General features: G+C 70.2%; 25 protein-coding genes and 1 pseudogene. 11 read left to right on the top strand and 15 right to left on the bottom strand.

Going from position 1 to position 20,250, the window contains the following annotated elements; all coding sequences use genetic code 11:
- Window positions 1-343: 343 nt before the first annotated feature.
- Complete coding sequence (locus ACZ45T_RS23435; RefSeq protein WP_468444329.1) at window positions 344-2,215, bottom strand: AMP-dependent synthetase/ligase; 1,872 nt, start codon at window positions 2,213-2,215, stop codon at window positions 344-346.
- Window positions 2,216-2,384: 169 nt separating this feature from the next.
- On the opposite strand from ACZ45T_RS23435, the gene ACZ45T_RS23430 reads away from it, so the two are divergent.
- Both ACZ45T_RS23430 and ACZ45T_RS23425 read left to right on the top strand, forming a co-directional pair.
- Window positions 2,385-3,149, top strand: coding sequence for a hypothetical protein (locus tag ACZ45T_RS23430; RefSeq protein WP_468444327.1), 765 nt, complete (start codon window positions 2,385-2,387; stop codon window positions 3,147-3,149).
- A complete protein-coding gene (locus tag ACZ45T_RS23425; protein ID WP_468444325.1) occupies window positions 3,136-3,810 on the top strand; it encodes a Fic family protein in 675 nt (224 codons plus the stop codon). Before ACZ45T_RS23430 ends, ACZ45T_RS23425 begins: the two co-directional genes overlap by 14 nt.
- Here ACZ45T_RS23425 and ACZ45T_RS23420 read toward each other — a convergent pair.
- Both ACZ45T_RS23420 and ACZ45T_RS23415 read right to left on the bottom strand, forming a co-directional pair.
- Window positions 3,789-4,034, bottom strand: coding sequence for a hypothetical protein (locus tag ACZ45T_RS23420; RefSeq protein ID WP_468444323.1), 246 nt, complete (start codon window positions 4,032-4,034; stop codon window positions 3,789-3,791). The genes ACZ45T_RS23425 and ACZ45T_RS23420 overlap by 22 nt on opposite strands.
- Before the next feature lie 4 nt (window positions 4,035-4,038).
- Window positions 4,039-4,854: pseudogene (locus tag ACZ45T_RS23415) on the bottom strand (IS701 family transposase); the annotation flags it as partial.
- A gap of 166 nt (window positions 4,855-5,020) precedes the next feature.
- Between ACZ45T_RS23415 and ACZ45T_RS23410 the strand changes: the two are divergent.
- On the top strand, window positions 5,021-5,425 hold the full coding sequence (locus tag ACZ45T_RS23410) for a type II toxin-antitoxin system PemK/MazF family toxin (protein ID WP_468444321.1): 405 nt from the start codon (window positions 5,021-5,023) through the stop codon (window positions 5,423-5,425).
- 107 nt (window positions 5,426-5,532) lie between these two features.
- Here ACZ45T_RS23410 and ACZ45T_RS23405 read toward each other — a convergent pair whose 3' ends face one another.
- Window positions 5,533-6,285, bottom strand: coding sequence for a helix-turn-helix domain-containing protein (locus ACZ45T_RS23405; RefSeq protein WP_468444319.1), 753 nt, complete (start codon window positions 6,283-6,285; stop codon window positions 5,533-5,535).
- Between the two features lie 325 nt (window positions 6,286-6,610).
- Window positions 6,611-7,048 (bottom strand): ATP-binding protein, encoded by a 438-nt coding sequence (locus ACZ45T_RS23400; protein ID WP_468444318.1) that lies wholly within the window; start codon window positions 7,046-7,048, stop codon window positions 6,611-6,613.
- A gap of 154 nt (window positions 7,049-7,202) precedes the next feature.
- On the opposite strand from ACZ45T_RS23400, the gene ACZ45T_RS23395 reads away from it, so the two are divergent.
- The 6 genes from ACZ45T_RS23395 to ACZ45T_RS23370 all read left to right on the top strand — a co-directional run bounded on the left by ACZ45T_RS23395 (window position 7,203) and on the right by ACZ45T_RS23370 (window position 10,749).
- Window positions 7,203-8,060: a helix-turn-helix domain-containing protein gene (locus tag ACZ45T_RS23395; protein ID WP_468444316.1), complete on the top strand. Its 858-nt coding sequence runs from the start codon at window positions 7,203-7,205 to the stop codon at window positions 8,058-8,060.
- A complete protein-coding gene (locus tag ACZ45T_RS23390) occupies window positions 8,057-8,248 on the top strand; it encodes a DUF397 domain-containing protein (protein WP_468444314.1) in 192 nt (63 codons plus the stop codon). Before ACZ45T_RS23395 ends, ACZ45T_RS23390 begins: the two co-directional genes overlap by 4 nt.
- A 62-nt stretch (window positions 8,249-8,310) precedes the next feature.
- A complete protein-coding gene (locus ACZ45T_RS23385; protein ID WP_468444312.1) occupies window positions 8,311-8,754 on the top strand; it encodes a hypothetical protein in 444 nt (147 codons plus the stop codon).
- Window positions 8,751-10,121 carry a hypothetical protein gene (locus ACZ45T_RS23380; RefSeq protein WP_468444310.1) on the top strand — a complete coding sequence of 457 codons (1,371 nt, stop codon included), beginning with the start codon at window positions 8,751-8,753 and terminating at the stop codon, window positions 10,119-10,121. Before ACZ45T_RS23385 ends, ACZ45T_RS23380 begins: the two co-directional genes overlap by 4 nt.
- Window positions 10,118-10,438 (top strand): hypothetical protein, encoded by a 321-nt coding sequence (locus ACZ45T_RS23375; protein ID WP_468444308.1) that lies wholly within the window; start codon window positions 10,118-10,120, stop codon window positions 10,436-10,438. Before ACZ45T_RS23380 ends, ACZ45T_RS23375 begins: the two co-directional genes overlap by 4 nt.
- Window positions 10,435-10,749 carry a hypothetical protein gene (locus ACZ45T_RS23370; protein ID WP_468444306.1) on the top strand — a complete coding sequence of 105 codons (315 nt, stop codon included), beginning with the start codon at window positions 10,435-10,437 and terminating at the stop codon, window positions 10,747-10,749. The genes ACZ45T_RS23375 and ACZ45T_RS23370 overlap by 4 nt, the downstream gene beginning before the upstream one ends.
- Before the next feature lie 59 nt (window positions 10,750-10,808).
- Here the strand turns inward: ACZ45T_RS23370 and ACZ45T_RS23365 are convergent, their stop codons facing one another.
- From ACZ45T_RS23365 to ACZ45T_RS23345, 5 genes are all read right to left on the bottom strand, one after another.
- A complete protein-coding gene (locus ACZ45T_RS23365; protein ID WP_468444304.1) occupies window positions 10,809-12,161 on the bottom strand; it encodes a dicarboxylate/amino acid:cation symporter in 1,353 nt (450 codons plus the stop codon).
- Window positions 12,162-12,582: 421 nt separating this feature from the next.
- Window positions 12,583-12,855, bottom strand: coding sequence for a DUF4229 domain-containing protein (locus tag ACZ45T_RS23360; RefSeq protein ID WP_468444510.1), 273 nt, complete (start codon window positions 12,853-12,855; stop codon window positions 12,583-12,585).
- 146 nt (window positions 12,856-13,001) lie between these two features.
- Complete coding sequence (locus ACZ45T_RS23355; RefSeq protein WP_468444302.1) at window positions 13,002-13,526, bottom strand: GNAT family N-acetyltransferase; 525 nt, start codon at window positions 13,524-13,526, stop codon at window positions 13,002-13,004.
- A gap of 96 nt (window positions 13,527-13,622) precedes the next feature.
- Window positions 13,623-14,786, bottom strand: a complete 1,164-nt coding sequence (gene mqnE / locus ACZ45T_RS23350; protein WP_360901644.1) for an aminofutalosine synthase MqnE — start codon at window positions 14,784-14,786, stop codon at window positions 13,623-13,625.
- Between the two features lie 70 nt (window positions 14,787-14,856).
- A complete protein-coding gene (locus ACZ45T_RS23345; protein ID WP_030388096.1) occupies window positions 14,857-15,312 on the bottom strand; it encodes an Lrp/AsnC family transcriptional regulator in 456 nt (151 codons plus the stop codon).
- Window positions 15,313-15,435: 123 nt separating this feature from the next.
- On the opposite strand from ACZ45T_RS23345, the gene ACZ45T_RS23340 reads away from it, so the two are divergent.
- Window positions 15,436-15,570 carry a hypothetical protein gene (locus tag ACZ45T_RS23340; RefSeq protein WP_468444516.1) on the top strand — a complete coding sequence of 45 codons (135 nt, stop codon included), beginning with the start codon at window positions 15,436-15,438 and terminating at the stop codon, window positions 15,568-15,570.
- Here ACZ45T_RS23340 and ACZ45T_RS23335 read toward each other — a convergent pair.
- From ACZ45T_RS23335 to ACZ45T_RS23315, 5 genes are all read right to left on the bottom strand, one after another.
- Window positions 15,567-16,259, bottom strand: coding sequence for a UbiX family flavin prenyltransferase (locus ACZ45T_RS23335; protein ID WP_468444299.1), 693 nt, complete (start codon window positions 16,257-16,259; stop codon window positions 15,567-15,569). The two genes, ACZ45T_RS23340 and ACZ45T_RS23335, sit on opposite strands and share 4 nt — an antisense overlap.
- 105 nt (window positions 16,260-16,364) lie before the next feature.
- Window positions 16,365-16,931, bottom strand: a complete 567-nt coding sequence (locus ACZ45T_RS23330) for a Uma2 family endonuclease (protein ID WP_468444297.1) — start codon at window positions 16,929-16,931, stop codon at window positions 16,365-16,367.
- A gap of 44 nt (window positions 16,932-16,975) precedes the next feature.
- Window positions 16,976-17,905 carry a menaquinone biosynthesis prenyltransferase MqnP gene (mqnP, locus tag ACZ45T_RS23325; protein WP_468444295.1) on the bottom strand — a complete coding sequence of 310 codons (930 nt, stop codon included), beginning with the start codon at window positions 17,903-17,905 and terminating at the stop codon, window positions 16,976-16,978.
- A complete protein-coding gene (locus ACZ45T_RS23320; protein ID WP_468444293.1) occupies window positions 17,902-18,381 on the bottom strand; it encodes a hypothetical protein in 480 nt (159 codons plus the stop codon). Before ACZ45T_RS23320 ends, mqnP begins: the two co-directional genes overlap by 4 nt.
- Window positions 18,378-19,835 carry a menaquinone biosynthesis decarboxylase gene (locus ACZ45T_RS23315; protein ID WP_360901628.1) on the bottom strand — a complete coding sequence of 486 codons (1,458 nt, stop codon included), beginning with the start codon at window positions 19,833-19,835 and terminating at the stop codon, window positions 18,378-18,380. Before ACZ45T_RS23315 ends, ACZ45T_RS23320 begins: the two co-directional genes overlap by 4 nt.
- A gap of 90 nt (window positions 19,836-19,925) precedes the next feature.
- Between ACZ45T_RS23315 and ACZ45T_RS23310 the strand changes: the two genes are divergently transcribed.
- Window positions 19,926-20,249 carry a PLD nuclease N-terminal domain-containing protein gene (locus tag ACZ45T_RS23310; RefSeq protein WP_468444290.1) on the top strand — a complete coding sequence of 108 codons (324 nt, stop codon included), beginning with the start codon at window positions 19,926-19,928 and terminating at the stop codon, window positions 20,247-20,249.
- The last annotated feature ends 1 nt before the right edge of the window (window position 20,250 follow it).

Raw genomic sequence — 20,250 nt, 5'->3', positions numbered from 1 at the left:
CCCACGATAAACCGCCTCCCGACCCCCCGCCCGCCCAGCCGACCCCGCCCGGCCCGCCGGTTTCGCCCGGGCCGGCCGCGTCCCGGTCCACCCGCCGCACGGGACGCCGCCGTCCGGTTTCGGCGGGGCCGGGTGTGTGCCGGGGCGTCCCCGCAGGGCGCCGAACACAACACCGCCGCACGCTCCGACCCCTCGCCACGTTCGGCGCCCGAGGAGACGCCCCGGCGCGCGCCCGGCCCCGCCGAAACCGGCCCCACCGCGGACGGCACCAGCCACAACCCAGCCCCGCCGACGTTTGAGGCGCGGGTCCGGGCAGAGCCCGGAAAGCCCGCCCAGCCCGCCGCTAGGCGCTCCGCCCCCGGTACAGCTCGTCGATCCGGTCCCCGTAGTCGCGGGCGATCGCGCGCCGCTTGAGCTTCAGCGACGGGGTGAGGTGGCCGCGCTCCTCCGTGAAATCGCCCGGCAGGACGGCGAAGCGGCGGATGGACTCGGCCCGCGACACGAGCCGGTTCGCCTCGTCGACCGCCCGCTGGAGGTCCGCCAGGAGTTCCTCGTCGCGCACCAGCTCGCGGATCGGCACGTTCTGCTTCTTGTGCATCTGGCGCCAGTGCTGGAGCCCGTCGGGCTCCAGGGTGATCAGCGCGCCGATGTACGGCCGGTTGTCGCCGATCACCATGCACTGGCCGACCAGCGGGTGGGCCCGCAGCCAGTCCTCCAGCGGCGCGGGGGCCACGTTCTTGCCGCCGGAGGTGATGATCAGGTCCTTCTTGCGGCCGGTGATGGTGAGGTACCCCTCGGCGTCGAGCTCGCCGATGTCGCCGGTGGCCAGCCAGCTGCCGTACGGGAGCGCGTGCCCGCTGTTCCAGTACCCGGCGAAGACGTGCCCGCCGCCCAGCAGCACCTCCCCGTCGTCCGCGATCCGTACGGCGGTGCCCGGCAGCGGCCATCCCACCGTGCCGAGCCGGGGCCGCAGCGGATGGGTCACGGTGCTGGCGCCGGTCGTCTCCGTGAGGCCGTAGCCCTCGAAGACCTCGATGCCCGCGCCGGTGTAGAACGCGGCGAGCCTGCGGCCCAGCGGTGATCCGCCGCTGAGGACGTAGCGGACGCGGCCGCCGAGCGCGGCCCGGATCCGCCGGTAGACGAGCGGGTCGTACAGGGCGCGCGCTGCGCGCAGCCCGAGCCCGGGGGACTTGCCCTCGACCAGCTCCCCGAAGCGCTGCGCGATCCGCGCGGCCCGGTCGAACGACGAGGCTCGGCCCAACTTCTCGGCGGTGGCGCGGGCGGTGTTGTAGACCTTCTCCAGGACGTACGGGATGGCGAGGAGGAAGGTCGGCCGGAAGCCGGCGAGGTCTTCGAGCAGTTCCTCGGTACGGATGCTGGGCGCGTGCCCCAGCTTCACGCGCGCCCGCATGCACCCGATGGCGACCATCCGCCCGAAGACGTGGCTGAGCGGCAGGAACAGCAGGGTGGAGGCCGGGTCCGTGCTCACGGACTTGAAGACGGGGTGCAGCAGCTCCACCGAATTGTCCACCTGGGCGAAGAAGTTGGCGTGGGTGATCACGCAACCCTTGGGCTGCCCGGTGGTTCCGGAGGTGTAGATGAGCGTCGCGACGGACTCGGGCGTACGGGCGGCCCGGCGCACCTGCACCACCTCGTCGGGCAGGTGCTCCCCGGCCTTGACCAGCCGGGCCACGGCGCCGGTGTCGAATTCCCACAGGTGCGCCAGCCAGGGCAGGTGGGCCCGCTCGTTGCTGATGAGCCGCGCCTGCGCGGTGTCCTCGACGGCGCAGGCCACGGCGCCGGAGTCCTGGATGATCCAGCGCGCCTGGAGGGCGGAGGAGGTCGGGTAGATGGGTACGGTGACCAGCCCGGCGGCCCATCCGGCGAAGTCGAGCAGGGTCCACTCGTAGGTCGTACGGGCCATGATGGCGAGCCGGTCGCCCTCGCGCAGCCCCTCGGCGATCAGGCCCTTGGCGACGGCGAGCACCTCGGCCGCGAACTCGGCGGCGGTGACGTCGCGCCAGGTCCCGTCCTGCTCCTTGCGGGCGAGCACCGCCTCGGTGGGGGCCTCCCAGGCGTTCTGGAACGGTATGTCCCCGAGGGATCCCCGCTCGGGCGGCGCCGCGAGGGCGGGGACCCGTACCTCGCGCACCACCCCGCCGAGGACCGACAGGGCGGGCTCCGCGCGCTTGACCTGCTGCAACTCGGCTTCCACGACACACTCTCCTCGGCTCAGCACGAGCGTTACCGCCGGTAATGTACGTGCCGGTAACCCGCCCGGCCAGCCCTGCGAGCCGTTCTTCACGGACGCTCCACGTCACCCGCTCCGGACACGGCCGGATAATTCACTGGCTCGCACCGGGAGCAGCGGCGAAGCTCGGCGGATGACGCTCATCCGGGACATCGCCGACCTCCCCGAGAACCGGACCCCCGCCCGTCCGTACCGTCCGCTGACCTGGGACGAAATCGACCCCGAGCAGCACCCGTTCGTATGGGACGAGGCCGAGGAGCGCCTGGTCCGCGCCCTGATCGAGGAGTGGGTGCCGCCCGTGCTGTCCGGCATGGCGGGCCGGTGGCAGGGTGAGGGCTGGTGCGAGAGGCAGATAGACGGCATCTTCCGCGAGCGGTACGGATGGTGGGCCTGGGGATGGACGTGGTCCGGGCCGCGGGGCGGCGTCATCGGCAGCTGGTTCCTCGACAGCCAGTCGGTGACCACTCCGGAGGAGACCGCTTCCCGCGCCATGGCCGCTCTGCTGGAGTGGCGTGCGTGGCTGGAGTACCTGGCACGGCAGTTCGCCGCGTTGGCGCCCGCTCCGGACGCGAGCCCCGAGGACCGCAGCTGGCACCTGGAGCGGGCCGCGGTCCGGCTGGTGACGGCGGTACTCGACCTCACCGGCGCGGAAAGCGGCTGGTACGGGCAGTGCGCGCTGGCCCTGGAGTGGTTCCTCACCTCGACGGGCATGGACCAGGACGAGGCGCGCGCCGCCGTGACGGCCGCCATCGGAGGCCGGTTCAAGAGCTGGACCGGACCCGACAGGCCGCTGATCGAATCCGTGGGCGAGGACCTGGCCGTCTCCCTCACCGGTCACCTGCCCTACCGCGACCACCGCGAGTACGACGACCTGGAGTGGATCCATGACCACACCTGACGCACTCGCGGACTGGTGCCGGATCCGGCGCGAGGTCGACTGGGCCGCCGCCGTCCCCGCCGGCGGCGGCCGGCCGAACACTGCGTCGCCCGCCAGGGACGGCTTCGTCACCTGGTGCACGGGCCCGGTCCGCCACCGCTCCCCCGTCCGGGCGGAGCGGTTGCTGTCGGCGTACGCCGCCGCCCGCACCGACGCCGCACACCGGGCCCCGCTCACCTTCGCCCGCCTGGCCGGCTGGCAGCGCCTGCTGCTCGGGACGGCCGAAGCCCCGTTCCGCTCGGCCGACGCCTACGCCAAGGGGGGCCGCGAGCGGTACGGCCTGACCGCGCACACCGAGGCGGACTTCGCCCGCTGCCTGCGCGACAGCGAGGAAAAGGACATACCGCTGGCCGCCCGTGCCGCCCGCACCTACCTGGACGTGGCCTTCTTCCACCCCTTCGCCGACGGCAACGCCCGCGCGGCCCTGCTCGCACTGTGCTTCGTACTGGCCCGGGAGGACGTCGTACCGACCGAGGTCGGCCCCCTCCAGACCACCCGCTACGCGGACGACCCCGCGGGCGCGGCCGCCCTTGCCACCCTGGTGGCCCTCCTGATCGCCGCGCCGAGGCGCCGACCTTTGCCACGTGCGCCGCTCTGCTGTCAGTCGACGCCCTTGAGGTAGACGCGACTGCCCTGCTCACCGATCTGAGCCACGGCGACGTGTAGTGCGTTCAGGTCGTCCTTGCACGGTGCGCACACCTGCGCCTTGCGGACACCCGGCAGCGAGTCCGGCTCCGGCAGTCCGAGGTGGGCGAACGGCGTGACCGGCTCGGCCTCTCCTGCGAACGGCATCGCCCGCACCCGTACCGGCTCCTGCGCGTGCAACTGCTCGAGGAAAGCGTCCACCTCACCGACCGGCAGGACGAACGTCAGGAGCAGGGCGTCGTCCTGGAACCCCTTCAATGACGGCCCAGTCGTAGAAGCGGTGGCCCTTGGCTCCGACCCCTGCGGACAGCTTCTGCCAGGCCCTCTTGGGCACCTTCCTGGCCAGCGTGTCCGCGCGGAACTTCCCGGCTCCTGTGGTGACTTCGTGCGAGCAGGCCACCGCTAGGACGTAGCCGGTGCCGCGTTCCTCCAGCGCGGCGCGCAGCCTCGGGTTGCCGCCGTAGACCTCGTCTCCCGCGACCCATGCGGCCCGGTCGCCGGCGTCCAGGAATCGGGTGACCATGCGGGCGGCCAGCTCTGGCTTGGTCGCGAACTCCGTCTTGTCACCGAGTCCGGCGGCCCGGCAGCGGTCGGGGTCGGAGGTCCAGGAACGCGGAACATAGAGTTCCCGGTCGATCGCCGCGTGTCCTCGCGGGGTCGAGTAGGCGAGGTAAACGGCTACCTGGCTGTTCTCGACGCGTCCGGCGGTGCCGGTGTACTGGCGCTGGACACCGACAGTGTCGGTGCCTTTCTTCACGTCGCCGGTCTCGTCGACCACCAGCACCGCCTCGTCGTCGTGCAGATGCTCCACCACGTAGTCACCCACGTCGTCGCGGACCTGGTCAGCGTCCCACTTGGCCCGCCCGAGCAGGTGCTGCATGCCGTCCGGGGTCCTGCCCCCGGCCCACTCGGCGATGGTCCAGCAGTTCTTGCGCGGCAGGTCCGACAGCAGGCCGAGTACCAACTTCCGGGCTCGGCGCCGGGATTCGACCCGCGTGAACCGTCCCGCTATCCGGCCCATCAGGCCCTCGAACGCCTCCTGCCAGTGGGCAGGGTTTACGCTGTGACCTGCGGCCACCGCATGATCTTCAGTCTTCACACACCGATGATCAACGGTGGCCGCACCCGTCTCCACAGCGCGTCAGGCTCGCGCAGCGTCTGCCTGCCGTCATGTGTCTGGAGGACTTGTGCAACGTGGCGAAGTCTGGTGGGTCCAGTTCGACGAGCGGAGGTTGGTCGTACTGCTGTCGGGAGACGACACGTCCGGAATCCGGGTGATGCAGGTCGTCGCTCCGGCGGGCGTCGACATCAGCGGTCTGGGCATCGAAGTGACGGTCGGCGCCGGTGAAGGACTGCCGTTCGAAGGCGTGCTGCGGCTCGCGTTCCCGCGTCCAGGCTTCACCCCGTGCACGTGGCTGGCCACTGTGTCCCGGGACGACCTGATAGCGCGGGCGGCCGTCCTGTCCTCGGCGAAGCTCAGCGAGATTGACGACGCCCTCCGACTCGCTGAACAAGCACAGGAGCAGACCCCGGCGACGACCGCGAAGCTCAGCGAGATAAGGGACGCCCTCCGTCTCGGTGAACTCGGGTAGAGGGAGAAGGAGCCGACGGCGTGGGCGCTCTCGGCCAGATGGTCGACGCTGTCCGACTGTCGCCTCGGCGCCCCTCACCATCGAGATCACGATCTACGGCTGGAGTACTAGGCGGCGGCGACCGGCAGGGCGGGCGGGCAGTCGCGGCAAAGGCCCGGTTCGGGGGCGCGGAAGGCGCGGTCGCAGCCGTCGCAGGTCTGGAACGGGTCCGGCCGTCTGACGGGCCGGGCCACCGGGGCGGGCGGCAGGTGCGGCGGGAGCAGCGCGGTGAGCCGGTACGCGAGTACGGACGCGGGGTGGCGCATGTGCTCGGGGAGGTCCCCGGACAGCACCCGCCCGACCGACTCGGGGTCGGCTCCGCGTTCCAGCCAGTCCGACACGCGTGGCGCGAGCCGCCGTACGTCGCGTTCGGCCAGCAGCAGCCGTGGGTCGTACCGCCGCAGCCCGGCGAGCAGATCGGCCGCGCCGGGGTGCAGTGGGCGGGGCGCGGGCGGTTCGTCGGGCAGGCGGGCCGTCTCCGGCCGGGGCTCCCGTACGGGCTCCGGCTCGGGTACCGGCTCCCGGTCCGGCGGCGGAGGCGGAGGCGGCGGGTCGTCCGTCGCCCCACCCCCCGGCCTGTTGTACGAGTACGTGCGGGTCACCACCTGCCCGGTGTCCAGCCGTTCGCGCCGCCGCTCCAGGTAGCCGTACCGCTCCAGCTCCCGCAGGGCGGAGGCGATGCGGACCTCGCCCTCCGGGAAGCGGTCGGTGAGGGCCCTGATGCCGACGGGGGCGCCGTCCGGCAGCGACTGGATGTACGCCGCGACGCCGATCGCCATCGCCGACAGGTCGGGGTGCTGGAGGAGGTGGTTGCCGACCACGGTGAAGTGACTCGCGTGCGACGTGTTGACGTGGATGACACCGGATCGGGGGGTCCCGGTTCGAACACGGGACGCTGCGCGCGACGGCACGCTAGGCTGCTGTGGAGCCATTGGGAAGGTGCTTCTTCCTTGTTGGTCAGGCCCTCGACCGGGATGCCAGTCCCGCCGGGGGCCGTCTCATGTCTGCGGTTTTCGGGGCGAGCATATGCCCGCCAACCGGGCCGAAATCCAGCCCAGTTGGCACCTTTCACCCGTCCGAGCGACGCGGGCCCGGTTTGGTTGGGTTGGTTGGTACTTTCCCCCGGTTCTTTGGTTCTTTATGCGTCTAAGCACGCCGGATCGCGGCCTCCCGCAACCCGGTTCGCACGTCCAGCTCCGCCCAGACCGCCTTGCACGGCACGGGCCCCTGATCCACCCCCCACCGGTCGGCGATCGCGTCCACCAGTACCAGCCCCCGACCGCCCTCGGCCTCCCCGTCCGCGTCGCGGAATCCTGGGACCCGGTCACCCCGCGTGTCGACCACCTCGATCCGGAGCGTGCCGTCGGCAAGGGTGATGCCGAGTCGGAAGTCCCGCCCGGGGACCCGGCCGTGGGTCACGGCATTGGCCGCCAACTCGGCCACGACGAGCGCGGGCCCTTCCGTCGGCAGACCCCACTCGGCGATCATCTCGACGGCGAGCTGCCGCGCTTGGCGGGCGCCGCGCGGGGTGGCGGCGAGCTGGGCGCCGAATCGGCCTGCCGAGTACCAGATTTGCGTAGTCACGTCACTCAGCGTGGTGCGGCGTGCGTACCGTGAGAAGCGGCAACGCCCGTGCGTCCGGCCTTTGTCCGGTGCTTGTCCGGTGGTGTCCCGGCTGTCCTGAGCGGCCTGCGGGCAGGGGGCGTTGAGGACATCGGTACGTCGGAAGTGGGCGCGCATGAGCGTGGACAGTGACGGTACGGAAGACGCGGGCTGGGACGTCGACCCCGAGGACGAACAGGGAGTCGCGGTACTGGCCGCCCTGGGCCGCCAGCTTCGCGCGTGGCGCGAGGAGGCGGGCATGCGGGCCGCCGAGTTCGGCATGGCGATCCGCTACGGCGAGGACCTCGTCCGCAAGGTCGAGGCGGGCAAGCGCATCCCGCGCCCGGAATACCTGGACAGGGCGGACGAGGCGCTGCGCGCGGGCGGCAAGATCGCCGCGATGAAGACGGACATGGAACAGGTCCGCTATCCAAGGAAGGTGCGAGACCTTGCCAAGCTGGAGGGCCGGGCCGTCGAGATCGGGGCGTACCGCATCCATGGGATACACGGCCTTCTGCAGACAGAGGACTATGCCCAGGCGCTCTTCGAGATGCGCCAGCCTGCCTACGGGCAGGAAGAGGTGGAGCGGTACGTGGCCGCGCGCATGGCCCGACGATCGCTCTTCGATCGGCAACCCGCCCCCTCGCTCAGCATCGTCCAGGAAGAGGCGACCCTGCGCCGCCGTATCGGGGGCACAATGGTGTGGCGTCGGCAGCTCGAACGCGTGTTGGAGGTGGCCCAGTTGCGACATGTGGCTCTCCAAGTGATGCCGACCGATCGCGAGGTCCACGCCGGCATGGACGGCGGAATCGAAGTGCTGAAGTTCGGAGACGGTACAGCGGTTGGCCGCTCGGAAGGCGCGTTCAGCGGGCGCCCGGTCTCCGATCCGAGGCAGCTCCGGATCCTTGAGCTGCGCTATGGCATGATCCGGGCCCAAGCGCTCACGCCCTTGGAGTCGCGGGGCTTCATCGAGGAACTGCTGGGAGAGACATGACCGACTACCCCGAGCTGGACTGGTTCAAGAGCAGCTACAGCGATGGCAGCGAGGGCGACTCCTGCGTCGAGGTGGCCACCACCCCCGCCACCATCCACGTCCGTGACTCCAAGGACATCCAGATCCCCGCCCTCTCGTTCGCCCCCCACGCCTGGGCCGGATTCGTGGCGCACGCGTCCGGCCACTGAGTACACGAGCGGCTTCCGATCCCGCCTTAACATGGACATGGCGATCAAGTTCGGGGGAAGCCATGTCGTTCGATGCGGAATGGGCGCAGCACAAGGCTGCCGCACGCGCCGAGCCGCAGTCACCCGCCATGCGGCTCAACCAAGTGGCGCCCGAAGTGAGCGGCGGCAGCCCGGCGGGAAGCCTCGGGGTCGGGGCCTCCTCCATCAACGGAAACGCCAACCTCCTGATCGAGATCGCCGCGCTCCTCCACGAGGGCCGACCCGACGGCGACGCGAGCACCATGGCGCGCGTACCCCGGGCGCACAACGACGTCGCGACCGAAGTCCTCCGCTTCGCCCGGTTCGCCGACGACCAGTTCAAGGACACCGTCGCCCTCTTCGCCGGCCTGGCCACCCGCCTGAAGACCACCGGCACCGGCTTCGCCCAGGTGGACGACGGCACCGCCCGGTCCTTCCTCGACAACCTCCTCGCATCGGGGCAGTACGTACCGCCGGAGTGCAAGTGACCGTGCTCAGCTACCACAAAGACGTCAAGTTCCTGGAGGAGTGCAACCCGGCCCTGGTCGAGCGCAACGCCGCCGAGTTCCGCCGCCTGCGCGACCTCCTCGTCCAGGTCGAGGAACCCGCCCGGCGCGCGGAGACCCGTACCGAGTGGCAGAGCGAGGGCAGCCACACGTACACCTCGCGGCTGGCCGATGCCCGCAGGCTGCTGACTCACATGGCCGAGGGCTACGACAAGGCCGCCAGCGCCCTGAACGCCTACGCCGCGGCCCTGACCACCGCCAAGTCCCACTACGGCAACGGCAAGCGCGCGGAGCGGGCGCTCGCCGCGCTCATCGGCTCCAAGGGCATCGCGATCACCAAGGCCGCGAAGGAGGCGGAGCCGATGCGCCAGTGGGAGGACATGCGGGCGACGACCGGGTTCCTCGACTGGCTGGCCGAGGTCGGGGGCGATGTGGACGACATCCGGGACCAGGCCAATCGGCTCCACGACGACGCCGGCGGCAACTTCCACCTTGCGAAGACCACCGAGCAGGAGGCGCGGAGCACGTGCGTGCACGCGCTCAAGCAGGCGTACGAGCTGCTGCCCGAGTTCAAGGTGCCGGGCGGCGGCGAACGCCCTGACCTGTACGCGGCGATGGCGGACATCCGCAGGGAGGCCGAGGAGGCCCGCACCAGCCCGCTGACGCACCTGCCGGGCAGCGGCCCGAAGCGGGAGGTGTCGGGGCCGGTGGGCAACGCCGAGATGTCACCGGAACTGCGGGACATCCGGATGAGGGTCGCAGGGTTGCCGGAAGCGCAGGACATGTACTGGGACCCGAAGGACAGCGACGAGGAGAAGGCCGAGTGGATCTCCGCCAACAAGTGGATCCTCCGGGCCGCCGCCGAGCACGCCGGACTGCCCGAGGAACTGGTCGCGGGCATCGCCTGGAAGGAGATCCCAGGACAGCCCGGCTGGTTCGACGACGCCACCGACACGGTGCGCCAGTGGGCCGATTCGCCGCAGAACCTCCCCTGGCGGCTGGGCGGGAAACCCGACGAGACTTCCTTCGGCCCGATCGCCATCCAGCTCCGCCGCGGCGCCGAAGTACTCGGCTACGATCCGGCGCACCTCACCGAGGACCAGCGGGACCTGGTGGAGGAGTCGCTGCAGGACCCTGCGCAGAATGCCTTCATCGCAGCCCGCTTCCTGGCCCAGATCAAGGCGGAGACGGGATACGCCAACATCCCGGCGGATCAGTTGACGGACGCCCAGATGCAGGAGATCGCAGCCCGCTACAACGGCGGCCCGTACTGGGAGTCGCAGGGACCGCAGTTCTATGGCCGGGACTTCAGGGACAACCTCGACAAGATCAAGGACGCGATGCGATGAGGGACAGCGGCGAGAGCAACGACCTGCCCAAGAGCCCTGGATGGCTGCGCTGGGTGCTCGGCGTCCCCCTCGGGCTCATCCACTTACTGAACGCGTTCTTCGTCTATGGTGCGGTGCGCTACGGACCGCAGAACGAATGGGACGACCAGGGCTACGCCGGGACGACGGCGGTCTGCCTCCTCGCCCTCGGCCTCAGCGTGATCGGGATCCTGATCACGCTCATCCCGCCCGTCCGCCGGACCCTGGGCCGCTGGTGGTTCGCCCCGCCGGTCGTCCTGGGGGTGATCGCGTGGGTTCGTATCACGACGCTCGCATGAGGCTCCGCCGCGAGAGCATCGACCTGCCCGAGGACCGGGGCTGCCTGCAGTGGGTGCTCGGGGTTCCGCTCGCCCTCATCTACGTCCCCGCGGTGTTCTCGTGCTACGCCGCGATGGAGATGCAGCCGGAGTCGCCGTACGACCAGGTGCGCGAGGACGTCCGGTTCATGGCCGGCGTCTCGGTCTTCCTGTGCCTGGTGGGGCTGCTGATCACCATCACCCCGCTGTACCGGCGGACCATGGGCCGGTGGTGGTTCGCCGTGCCGTTCCTGCTGGCGACGGTCGCGTACGTCCGCGCGCAGACGGTCTGACGCTCCGGGTCGAACGCCCCCGCCCGGGCGGGGGCGGGGGCTGCGGCGCGTGCAGAAGGTCAGGCGGCCGCGCCGACCGGCTCCGGCAGCTTGGCGTCGGCGGCCGCCGACGACGGGGCGGGCTCGTCCAGGGCGGAGACCGAGGCGGAGGCGTAGGCCTCCTTGTCCAGGATTCCCTCGCGGGCCGAGACGATGACCGGGACCAGGGCCTGGCCGGCCACGTTGGTGGCGGTGCGGATCATGTCCAGGATCGGGTCGATCGCCATCAGCAGGCCGACGCCCGCCAGCGGCAGGCCCAGCGTGGAGAGGGTCAGCGTCAGCATGACCGTCGCGCCGGTCAGACCGGCCGTGGCGGCCGAGCCGATGACCGAGACGAAGACGATGAGCAGGTACTCCTTGATGCCCAGCTGCACGTCGAAGATCTGCGCGATGAAGATCGCGGCGAGCGCCGGGTAGATCGCGGCGCAGCCGTCCATCTTGGTGGTGGCGCCGAACGGGACCGCGAAGGAGGCGTACTCCTTCGGGACGCCGAGGCGTTCGGTGACCTTCTGGGTGACCGGCATCGTGCCGACCGAGGAGCGGGAGACGAAGGCCAGCTGGATGGCCGGCCAGGCGCCCTTGAAGAACTGCAGCGGGCTGACCTTGGCGACCGTCGCGAGCAGCAGCGGGTAGACGACGAACATCACGAGGGCGCAGCCGATGTAGATGTCGGCGGTGAAGGTCGCGTACTTGCCGATCAGGTCCCAGCCGTACGTGGCGATCGCGGTGCCGATCAGGCCGACGGTGCCGATCGGGGCGAGGCGGATGACCCACCACAGGGCCTTCTGGAGGAGCTCCAGGGCGGATTCGGCGAGGTCGAGGACCGGCTTGGCCTTGGCGCCGAGCTGGAGGGCGGCGATGCCGGCGACGACGGCCAGGAAGACGATCTGAAGGACCTTCAGCTGGGTGAACGGCGTGACGATGTCCGTCGGAATGATCCCGGTCAGGAAGTCGATCCAGGAGCCGGTCTTCTTCGGGTCCTTGCCGTCGGCCGCGGTGAGGCCGGTGCCGGAGCCCGGGTCGGTCAGCAGGCCGATCGCGATGCCGATGCCGACCGCGATCAGCGACGTGATCATGAACCAGAGGAGGGTGCGGGAGGCGAGGCGCGCCGCGTTGTTCACCTTCCGCAGGTTGGTGATCGACACCAGGATCGCGAAGAAGACGAGCGGGGCGATGGCGAGCTTCAGCAGCTGGATGAAGATGTCGCCGGTCTTCTCCAGGGTGGTCCCGAGCCAGCTGACGTCCTGGCTACGGGCTATCCACCCGAAGAGGACACCGAGCGCGAGACCGGCGACGATCTGGGCCCAGAAGGGGAAGGTGAAGGAGGCCTTGGCGGGGCTGCCGGGGGCCTGGGGGGTCGCGGACACGGACACTCTCCGGAGGTGACGCACAAAGAACGGGGAAAGAACGGGGGGAAGTTCTGCGGTGGTGACGCGGTGCGGCGGCAGCCTGGAAAGGCCGACCGGGACCGAGAGGACCGCTGCTGTGACGATTCAGCTCAACAGCAACAGGCCGCGGACACGCGGCGGCAGAGGTCGACGTGCAGGCGCGCCACGAGCGGGACGCTCGTGGTCATCGGGTGCGCAGCTGAGGTCGACATGTTCAACACGCTAACACTTTTCCTTTGAGAATCTCAAAGGGGTGCTTTGAGGCTGGGGTGCGCGAGACCCCTTGAGCGAACCCGGAAAACGCGAACGCCCCAGCGTTACGGGCGGCTTACCCGATGCTGGGGCGGTTCGATGTGTGAGGAAGCCGACCGGGGCCGGCCGGGCCCAAACGTGACCGGCAGGGGCGTTACGAGCTCACGCGCGCCGCGTCGTCGGCCTGGTCCTCCTGGCTGCGGTTCGCGGCGAGCTTCTGCTTCGCGCCGGCGACGCGCCCGGAGATCTGCTCGGACATCTCGTCGCGCTGCTTGCGCAGGAGGATGAAGGAGAGCGGGGCGGAGAGCACGAGGGCGAGCAGCACGACCCAGGCGAAGTTGGCGTCCCCGAGCCCGGCGGGCACCCAGCCGAGCCGGACGAGGCCCGCGACGGCGACGAGGCATCCGACGAAGATGCCCAGGCGCATCGCGGTGTAGCGGATCGTTGCGCTCGGCTTGCGGGACACGGTGACCCCTTCTCTCTCGTCGTCCTGTGTCGATACGTTCCCGTCCAGTGAAGCACGCCGGGACCCCACCCCGGCCCGCCGGGTCCGCCGGGCCCGCCGGACGCCCCTTAGTACAGCGGCAGCAGCATCGTGATGTCGTCGCGGTCGTCGCCCGGGGCCACCCGGATCGCGCCGGGGACGCGGCCGACCTCCCGGTAGCCGCAGGCCGCGTAGAAGCCCTCCAGCCCCTGCCCGCCGCGGGCGCCGAGGCGGACCGCCTCGATGCCCTCGATCGAGCGGGCCGCGTCCGCCACCGCGGCCATCAGGTCGCGCCCGCGGCCCTTGCCCTGGTGGCGGGGATGGACCATCACCGTGTACGCCCACACCCAGTGGAGCATGAGGGGGTGCGCATTGTGGGTGAGGAAGGCGGTGGCGGCGACCGCCCCCTCCTCGTCGTGCCCGACGAGCAGCCGGCTGCCTCCGTCGGCGACCGCGGCGAGCTGCTTGATCAGCGACGGGCGGATGTCGTCGGAGGTGACGGGCGGCACGAAGCCCACCGCGCCGCCGGCGTTGGACACGTCCGTCCACAGGCTGAGGATTCCCGCGTGCAGAGCGGGGTCGATCACGGGGTCAAGCGTGAAGGTAAGAGGCACAGCCGGATAGTACCCATTACCTTTGGCCGTGTGCCAACACAAAAGAGCCCCGGCCCGCAGAGCGGACCGGGGCTCCGGCGTGCGGCCGACGGCGCGTCAGACCCGCATCGCCTGCGGCGTCTCGCGCAACCCCGCGTCCGGACCGGGGTACTCGCGGATGATCTCGTAGCGCGTGTTGCGCTCGACCGGGCGGAAGCCCGCCTCGCGGATCAGCTCCAGCAGATCCTCACGGCCCAGCTTGTTCGGGGTGCCGTAGTTGTCCGCGTCGTGCGTGATCTTGTATTCGACGACCGAGCCGTCCATGTCGTCCGCGCCGTGCTGCAGCGCGAGCTGGGCGGTCTGCACGCCGTGCATCACCCAGAAGACCTTGACGTGCGGCACGTTGTCGAAGAGCAGCCGCGAGACGGCGAAGGTCTTCAGCGCCTCGGCGCCGGTCGCCATCGTCGTGCGCGCCTGGAGCTTGTTGCGTACCTTGCCATCCTTCATGTCCACGAAGTCGTGCTGGTAGCGCAGCGGGATGAAGACCTGGAAGCCGCCGGTCTCGTCCTGGAGCTCCCGAAGCCGGAGCACATGGTCCACGCGGTGGCGCGGCTCCTCGATGTGCCCGTACAGCATGGTCGAGGGGGTCTTGAGGCCCTTGGAGTGCGCGAGCCGGTGGATGCGCGACCAGTCTTCCCAGTGGGTGCGGTGGTCGACGATGTGCTGCCGGACCTCCCAGTCGAAGATCTCCGCGCCGCCGCCCGTGAGCGACTCCAGGCCGGCCTCGATCAGCTCGTCCAGGATGTCGGAGGCCGACATCCCGGAGATCGTCTCGAAGTGGTGGATCTCGGTCGCCGTGAACGCCTTCAGCGAGACGTTCGGCAGCGCCTTCTTCAGCTCGGACAGCGAGCGCGGGTAGTAGCGCCACGGCAGGTTCGGGTGCAGACCGTTGACGATGTGCAGCTCGGTGAGGTTGTCGTTCTCCATGGCCTTGGCCAGGCGGACGGCTTCCTCGATGCGCATCGTGTACGCGTCCTTCTCGCCCGGCTTGCGCTGGAACGAGCAGTACGCGCACGAGGCGGTGCACACGTTCGTCATGTTGAGGTGGCGGTTGACGTTGAAGTGGACGACGTCGCCGTTCTTGCGCGTGCGCACCTCGTGGGCGAGGCCACCGAGCCAGGCCAGGTCGTCCGACTCGTAGAGGGCGATGCCGTCCTCACGGGTCAGCCGCTCGCCGGAGCGGACCTTCTCCTCCAGCTCACGCTTGAGCCCAGCGTCCATGTACCGGTCGCCTCCTCTAGATGCCTCTACCTGTCCTGCACTGTCCTGCAAGCCCTGGCCAACCGTACTCTCAGGCTTCCTCGGGCAGTTCCCCGACCCGGTTCTCCCACTTCGTGGAGAGCACGATGGTGGTGCGGGTGCGCGAGACGCCCTTGGTGCCGGAGAGCCTGCGGATGATCTTCTCCAGGCCGTCCACGTCGTTGGCGCGCACCTTCAGCATGAAGGAGTCGTCGCCCGCGATGAACCAGCAGTCCTCGATCTCCGCGAGGTCGCGCAGCCGCCGCGCCACGTCCTCGTGGTCCGCGGCGTCGGACATGGAGAGCCCGATCAGCGCCGTGACGCCGAGGCCGAGCGAACGCGAGTCCACCGTCGCGCGGTAGCCGGTGATGACACCGGCCGTCTCCAGACGGTTGATGCGGTCGGTGACGCTGGGGCCGGAGAGGCCCACGAGACGGCCCAGCTCCGCGTACGAGGCACGACCGTTTTCCCGGAGTGCCTGGATGAGCTGCCTGTCCACCGTGTCCATTTACGTGGAGCCTTCCATTATTCGGCGATCCTGCAAGTTTACGTGTAGAATCTAAGGCACACAGGGTCAACGCCCTGCGAAATCTTTCATCAGATCAATGACGATCTTCAGGAGTGGTTCACCGTGTACACGATCGAGATGGCCTACGCACACATGCGACAGCTCCAGGAGCTGGCCAACCGATCCCGTGCCCACCAGCCCGCCGCGGCCCACCGCGTCGACAAGACCCGCAAGCCGCTGGGCCGCAAGAAGGCCTAGTCACCGCCGCTTGCCCCCCGGGGAGAACGGGACCCTCCCAGCTCCCCGTCCCAACGGCGGTACAGCCGGTGCGGCACCCCTGCCGCGTCCAGCACCCGCCCCGCGACGAAGTCCACCAGATCCTGGATGTGCGTCGCACCCGCGTAGAACGCCGGAGAGGCGGGCAGCACGACCGCGCCCGCCTCGTCCAGCGTCACCAGATGCTTCAGCGTCTGCCCGTTCAGCGGGGTCTCCCGCACCGCGACCACCAGCCGGCGCCGCTCCTTGAGCGTCACGCTCGCCACGCGCTGGAGCAGGTCCTTCGACAGCCCGAGCGCCACCCCCGCCACGCAAGCCGTGGAAGCGGGGACGATCAGCATCCCCTTGACGGGGTACGAGCCCGAGCTCGGGCCGGCCGCCAGGTCCCCGGCGCCCCAGTACCGCACGTCCGCGTCCCGCATGACACCGGGAAACGTCCCCGGTTTGCCGTCGGCGCCGCGCGCCAGCCACTCCGCGAGGTCCTCGCGCCAGTGCCCGTCGCGGAAAGCGATCCCGGTCTCGTCCAGCAGGGTGAGCCGCGAGGCCCGGCTGACCACCAGGTCGACACTCTCCCCCGCGTCGAGCAGCCCGCGGAGCACCGCCGCCGCGTACGGCGTCCCGGACGCCCCGGAAACCCCTACCACCCACGGGGTGCGCTTGCGCTCAGTCATACCTCCGAGACTATCCGGCCACCGCGGACGGGCACCCGCCAAGGGGTCCAGGCGTTGCAGAAGGATGGGACGGGCGGCTTCCGCCACCGCCGGCCGGGCGGTAGATCAGCTGGCGCTGCCGGGGTCCACCGGCAGGGCTGCGGTGTCGATGCTCAGCTTGCCCAGGGCCGTCTCCACCGTCACCAGCGGGCCGTACACGATCGTGTCCGTACCCCGGTAGCCACTCGGACTCGGGTTCCAGCGGGTGACCAGGTGGCCTTTCCGCGGGTCGAAGATCAAGTAGTTGGCGATGCCGCGGGCCGCGTACTGCTCGTCCTTGATCTCGTAGTCGTTGCGGACACTGCTCGGCGAGACCACCTCGATGGCCAGCTCGATCAGATCCGGCGGGTAGGTGCTGAGGTTGCGGGCTTCCTCCGCGGCCGGGATAACCGCCAGATCGGGGCAGAACTCGAACTCATCGGTGAACGGGAAGCTGACGTCGCTCACGCACTCCCAATTCGGCGCCAGCTGCGGCTCCAGCTGATTCCACACCAGTCGAATCGTCTTGGCGTGGAACGCCCGCACCGGACTCATCACGATGTTGCCCTCGACAATCTCCGTCCGGTAGCCCGGGAACATGTCCTCGAACCGGCTGAGCTGCGAGTGCAGGCGGTCGCTCTCCGAGACGGTCACGTCGGCCTCCCTCTCTCTGCACTCGATGGTAGGCCGCACGGTAGCTAGAAGGTCAGCCCTCGGGACACGAGATCGAGGAGGGCACACACGAAGAGGGCAATGCCGATGAAGCCGTTGACCGTGAAGAAGGCCCGGTTCAGCCGGGACAGGTCGTGCGGCGTCACGATGCTGTGCTCGTAGAAGAACGCGCAGACGACGATCAGCAGGCCCGCCCAGAAGAACATCCCCGCGTCCGTGGCGAGGGCGTACCAGACCAGCAGGGCCGTGGTCACGACGTGCGCGCCGCGGGCCCCCCACAGGGCGGCCGGGACGCCGAAGCGGGCCGGGACGGACTTGACGCCCTCGATGCGGTCCGCGGCCACGTCCTGGGAGCCGAAGATCAGGTCGAAGCCGCCGATCCACACGCCCACCGCGAGGCCCAGGACCACCGCGTCCCACGACCACTCACCGGTGACCGCCAGCCAGGCACCGACCGGGCCTATCGCCTGGGCCAGGCCCAGGATGGCGTGCGGGAAGTTCGTGAAGCGCTTGCCGTACGGGTACACCACCATCGGGATCACCGCGACGGGCGCCAGCGCCAGGCACAGCGGATTCAGCAGCGCCGCCGAGCCGAGGAAGACGGCGACCGCGATCCCGGCCCCGGTCCACGCCGAGCGGACGGACACCGCGCCGGTGACCAGCTCGCGGCCGGCCGTGCGCGGGTTGCGGGCGTCGATCTCGCGGTCGATGAGCCGGTTGGCGGCCATCGCGAAGGTGCGCAGCCCCACCATGCAGACGGTGATGAGCAGCAGCTTGACCCAGTGCACGTTCCGGTCGAGCTGGAACATGGCGGTGAGCGCGGCGATGTAGGCGAAGGGCAGCGCGAAGACCGAGTGCTCGATCATCACCAGCCGCAGGAAAGCTTTGACCTTGCCGGTGGCCTGCGGCGCGGGGCCGGATCCGGGCCCGAGGACGTCGTCGGCGGTGGTCATCATGCGAGGCTCCTGCGGAACTCTTCGAGGTGGGTCAGGAGCGGCGCCGTGCCGGCCGGGTCCAGGTCCAGGGTCACGGGCTCCGCGTCCTCGTCCTCGCCCTCGGGCGGGGTGACGTGCGCCGTGAAGGCGTAGCCGTCGGCGCCGGCCGGGCGGGCGTCGAGGCGCAGGACGGGGCCCGCCTCGACGGTGAACGCCTCGCCGGAGCCGAGGGCGGTCTGCAGCTGCTCCGCGAAGTGGTCCGCCTCGGCGTCCCGCAGGCCGGGCAGCTCGAAGCCGCCGCCCTCGCCGTCCTCGTCCTCCCACACCAGCGCCCAGACGTCGCCCGGGCCCGCGAACTCCTCGGGCGAGACGCCCGCCCGTTCGGCGGCCTGCCGGACGTCCGGGTGGGTGGGGTCGATCTTCGGGCGCTCGAGGGTCACGTAGGCCGTGAGGCTGCCGATGAACAGGCCCGGGCCCGTGACGGGGAGGGGGCTCACAGCCCGTACTCCTTCCAGCGGCGGTCCACGAGGGCGGCGGTGGCCGGGTCGGACTCGACCATGTCGGGCCAGCCGCCGTCGCGGGTGTAGCCCTCCTCGGGGAGCTTCTTGGTGGCGTCGATGCCCGCCTTGCCGCCCCAGAACTGCTGGTACGAGGCGTGGTCCAGGTGGTCCACCGGGCCCTCCACCACCGTCAGGTCGCGGGAGTAGTCCGTGTTGCCGAGGGCCCGCCAGGAGACCTCGTGCAGGTCGTGCACGTCGCAGTCGGCGTCGACCACGATGATCAGCTTGGTCAGCGACATCATGTGCGCGCCCCAGATGGCGTGCATGACCTTCTGCGCGTGCTTCGGGTACTTCTTGTCGATCGAGACGATCGCGCAGTTGTGGAAGCCGCCCGACTCCGGCAGGTGGTAGTCCACGATGTCCGGCACGATGATCTTCAGCAACGGCAGGAAGAAACGCTCCGTCGCGCGGCCCAGCGGGCCGTCCTCCGTCGGCGGCCGGCCGACGACGATCGACTGGAGCAGCGGACGCTTGCGCATCGTCACGCAGTCGATCTTCAGCGCGGGGAACGGTTCCTGCGGGGTGTAGAAGCCGGTGTGGTCACCGAAGGGGCCCTCGGGGAGCATCTCCCCCGGCTCCAGCCAGCCCTCGATGACGACCTCGGCGTTGGCCGGGACCTGGAGCGGGACCGTCTTGCAGTCGACCATCTCGATCCGCTTGCCCGCGACGAAGCCGGCGAAGAGGTACTCGTCGATGTCGCCCGGCAGCGGCGCGGTGGACGCGTACGTCACCGCGGGCGGGCAGCCGAAGGCGATCGCGACCGGCAGCCGCTCGCCGCGCTTGGCGGCGACCGCGTAGTGGTTGCGGCTGTCCTTGTGGATCTGCCAGTGCATGCCGATGGTGCGCTTGTCGTGGCGCTGGAGCCGGTAGAGGCCGAGGTTGCGGACGCCGGTCTCGGGGTGCTTGGTGTGGGTCAGGCCCAGGTTGAAGAAGGACCCGCCGTCCTTGGGCCAGGTGAAGAGGGCCGGCAGCTGGTCGAGGTCCACGTCGTCGCCGGTGAGGACGACCTCCTGGACGGGCGCGGAGTCGCCCTTCACCTTCTTCGGCGGCACGTGGACCATAGAGCCGAGCTTGCCGAAGGCCTCGCGGACCCCGATGAAGCCCTGGGGCAGTTCGGGCTTGAGCAGGCCGCCGATCTTCTCGCTGATCTCGCCGTACGACTTCAGGCCGAGGGCCTTCAGGAGGCGGCGGTCGGTGCCGAAGACGTTCATGGCCAGCGGCATCGCCGAGCCCTTGACGTTCTCGAAGAGGAGCGCCGGGCCCCCCGCCTTGTTCACTCTGTCGACGATCTCCCCGATTTCCAGATACGGGTCGACTTCGGCCTTGATGCGCTTGAGGTCGCCCTCCCGCTCCAGAGCCCGGAGCAGCGAGCGGAGATCGTCGTAAGCCATGGGGCTCAGTATCCGTCAACAACTACCCTGGGAGTGTCACCGGGGCCCGAAGCGGGCCCGCCGCCACTGCCCGGGAGTCGGTCCCACACCGTGCTGCGCTATCTGCCGTTCCTGCTGATCCTCGCGCTGACCATCTACGCCTTCATCGACTGCCTGAACACGCCGGAGGAGGAGGTCAAGCACCTCCCCAAGGTGGTCTGGGTGATCATCATCCTGCTCTTCTCGATCGTCGGCCCGGTGGTCTGGCTGTTCGCGGGCAAGAAGCGGTCCGCCGTGGGCGGCGGGCGCCCCGCGAGGACCCGGTGGGTGGCGCCGGACGACAATCCGGAGTTCCTGAGGTCCCTGCGCGAGGAGCGGGCCGACGACGAGGACAAGGGCACGGACAAGGACAAGAAGGACGGCGACCAGCCTTAGG

This window comes from Streptomyces sp. NPDC030995, from assembly GCF_055571215.1.
This window is presented reverse-complemented; position numbering and strand designations above follow the sequence as displayed.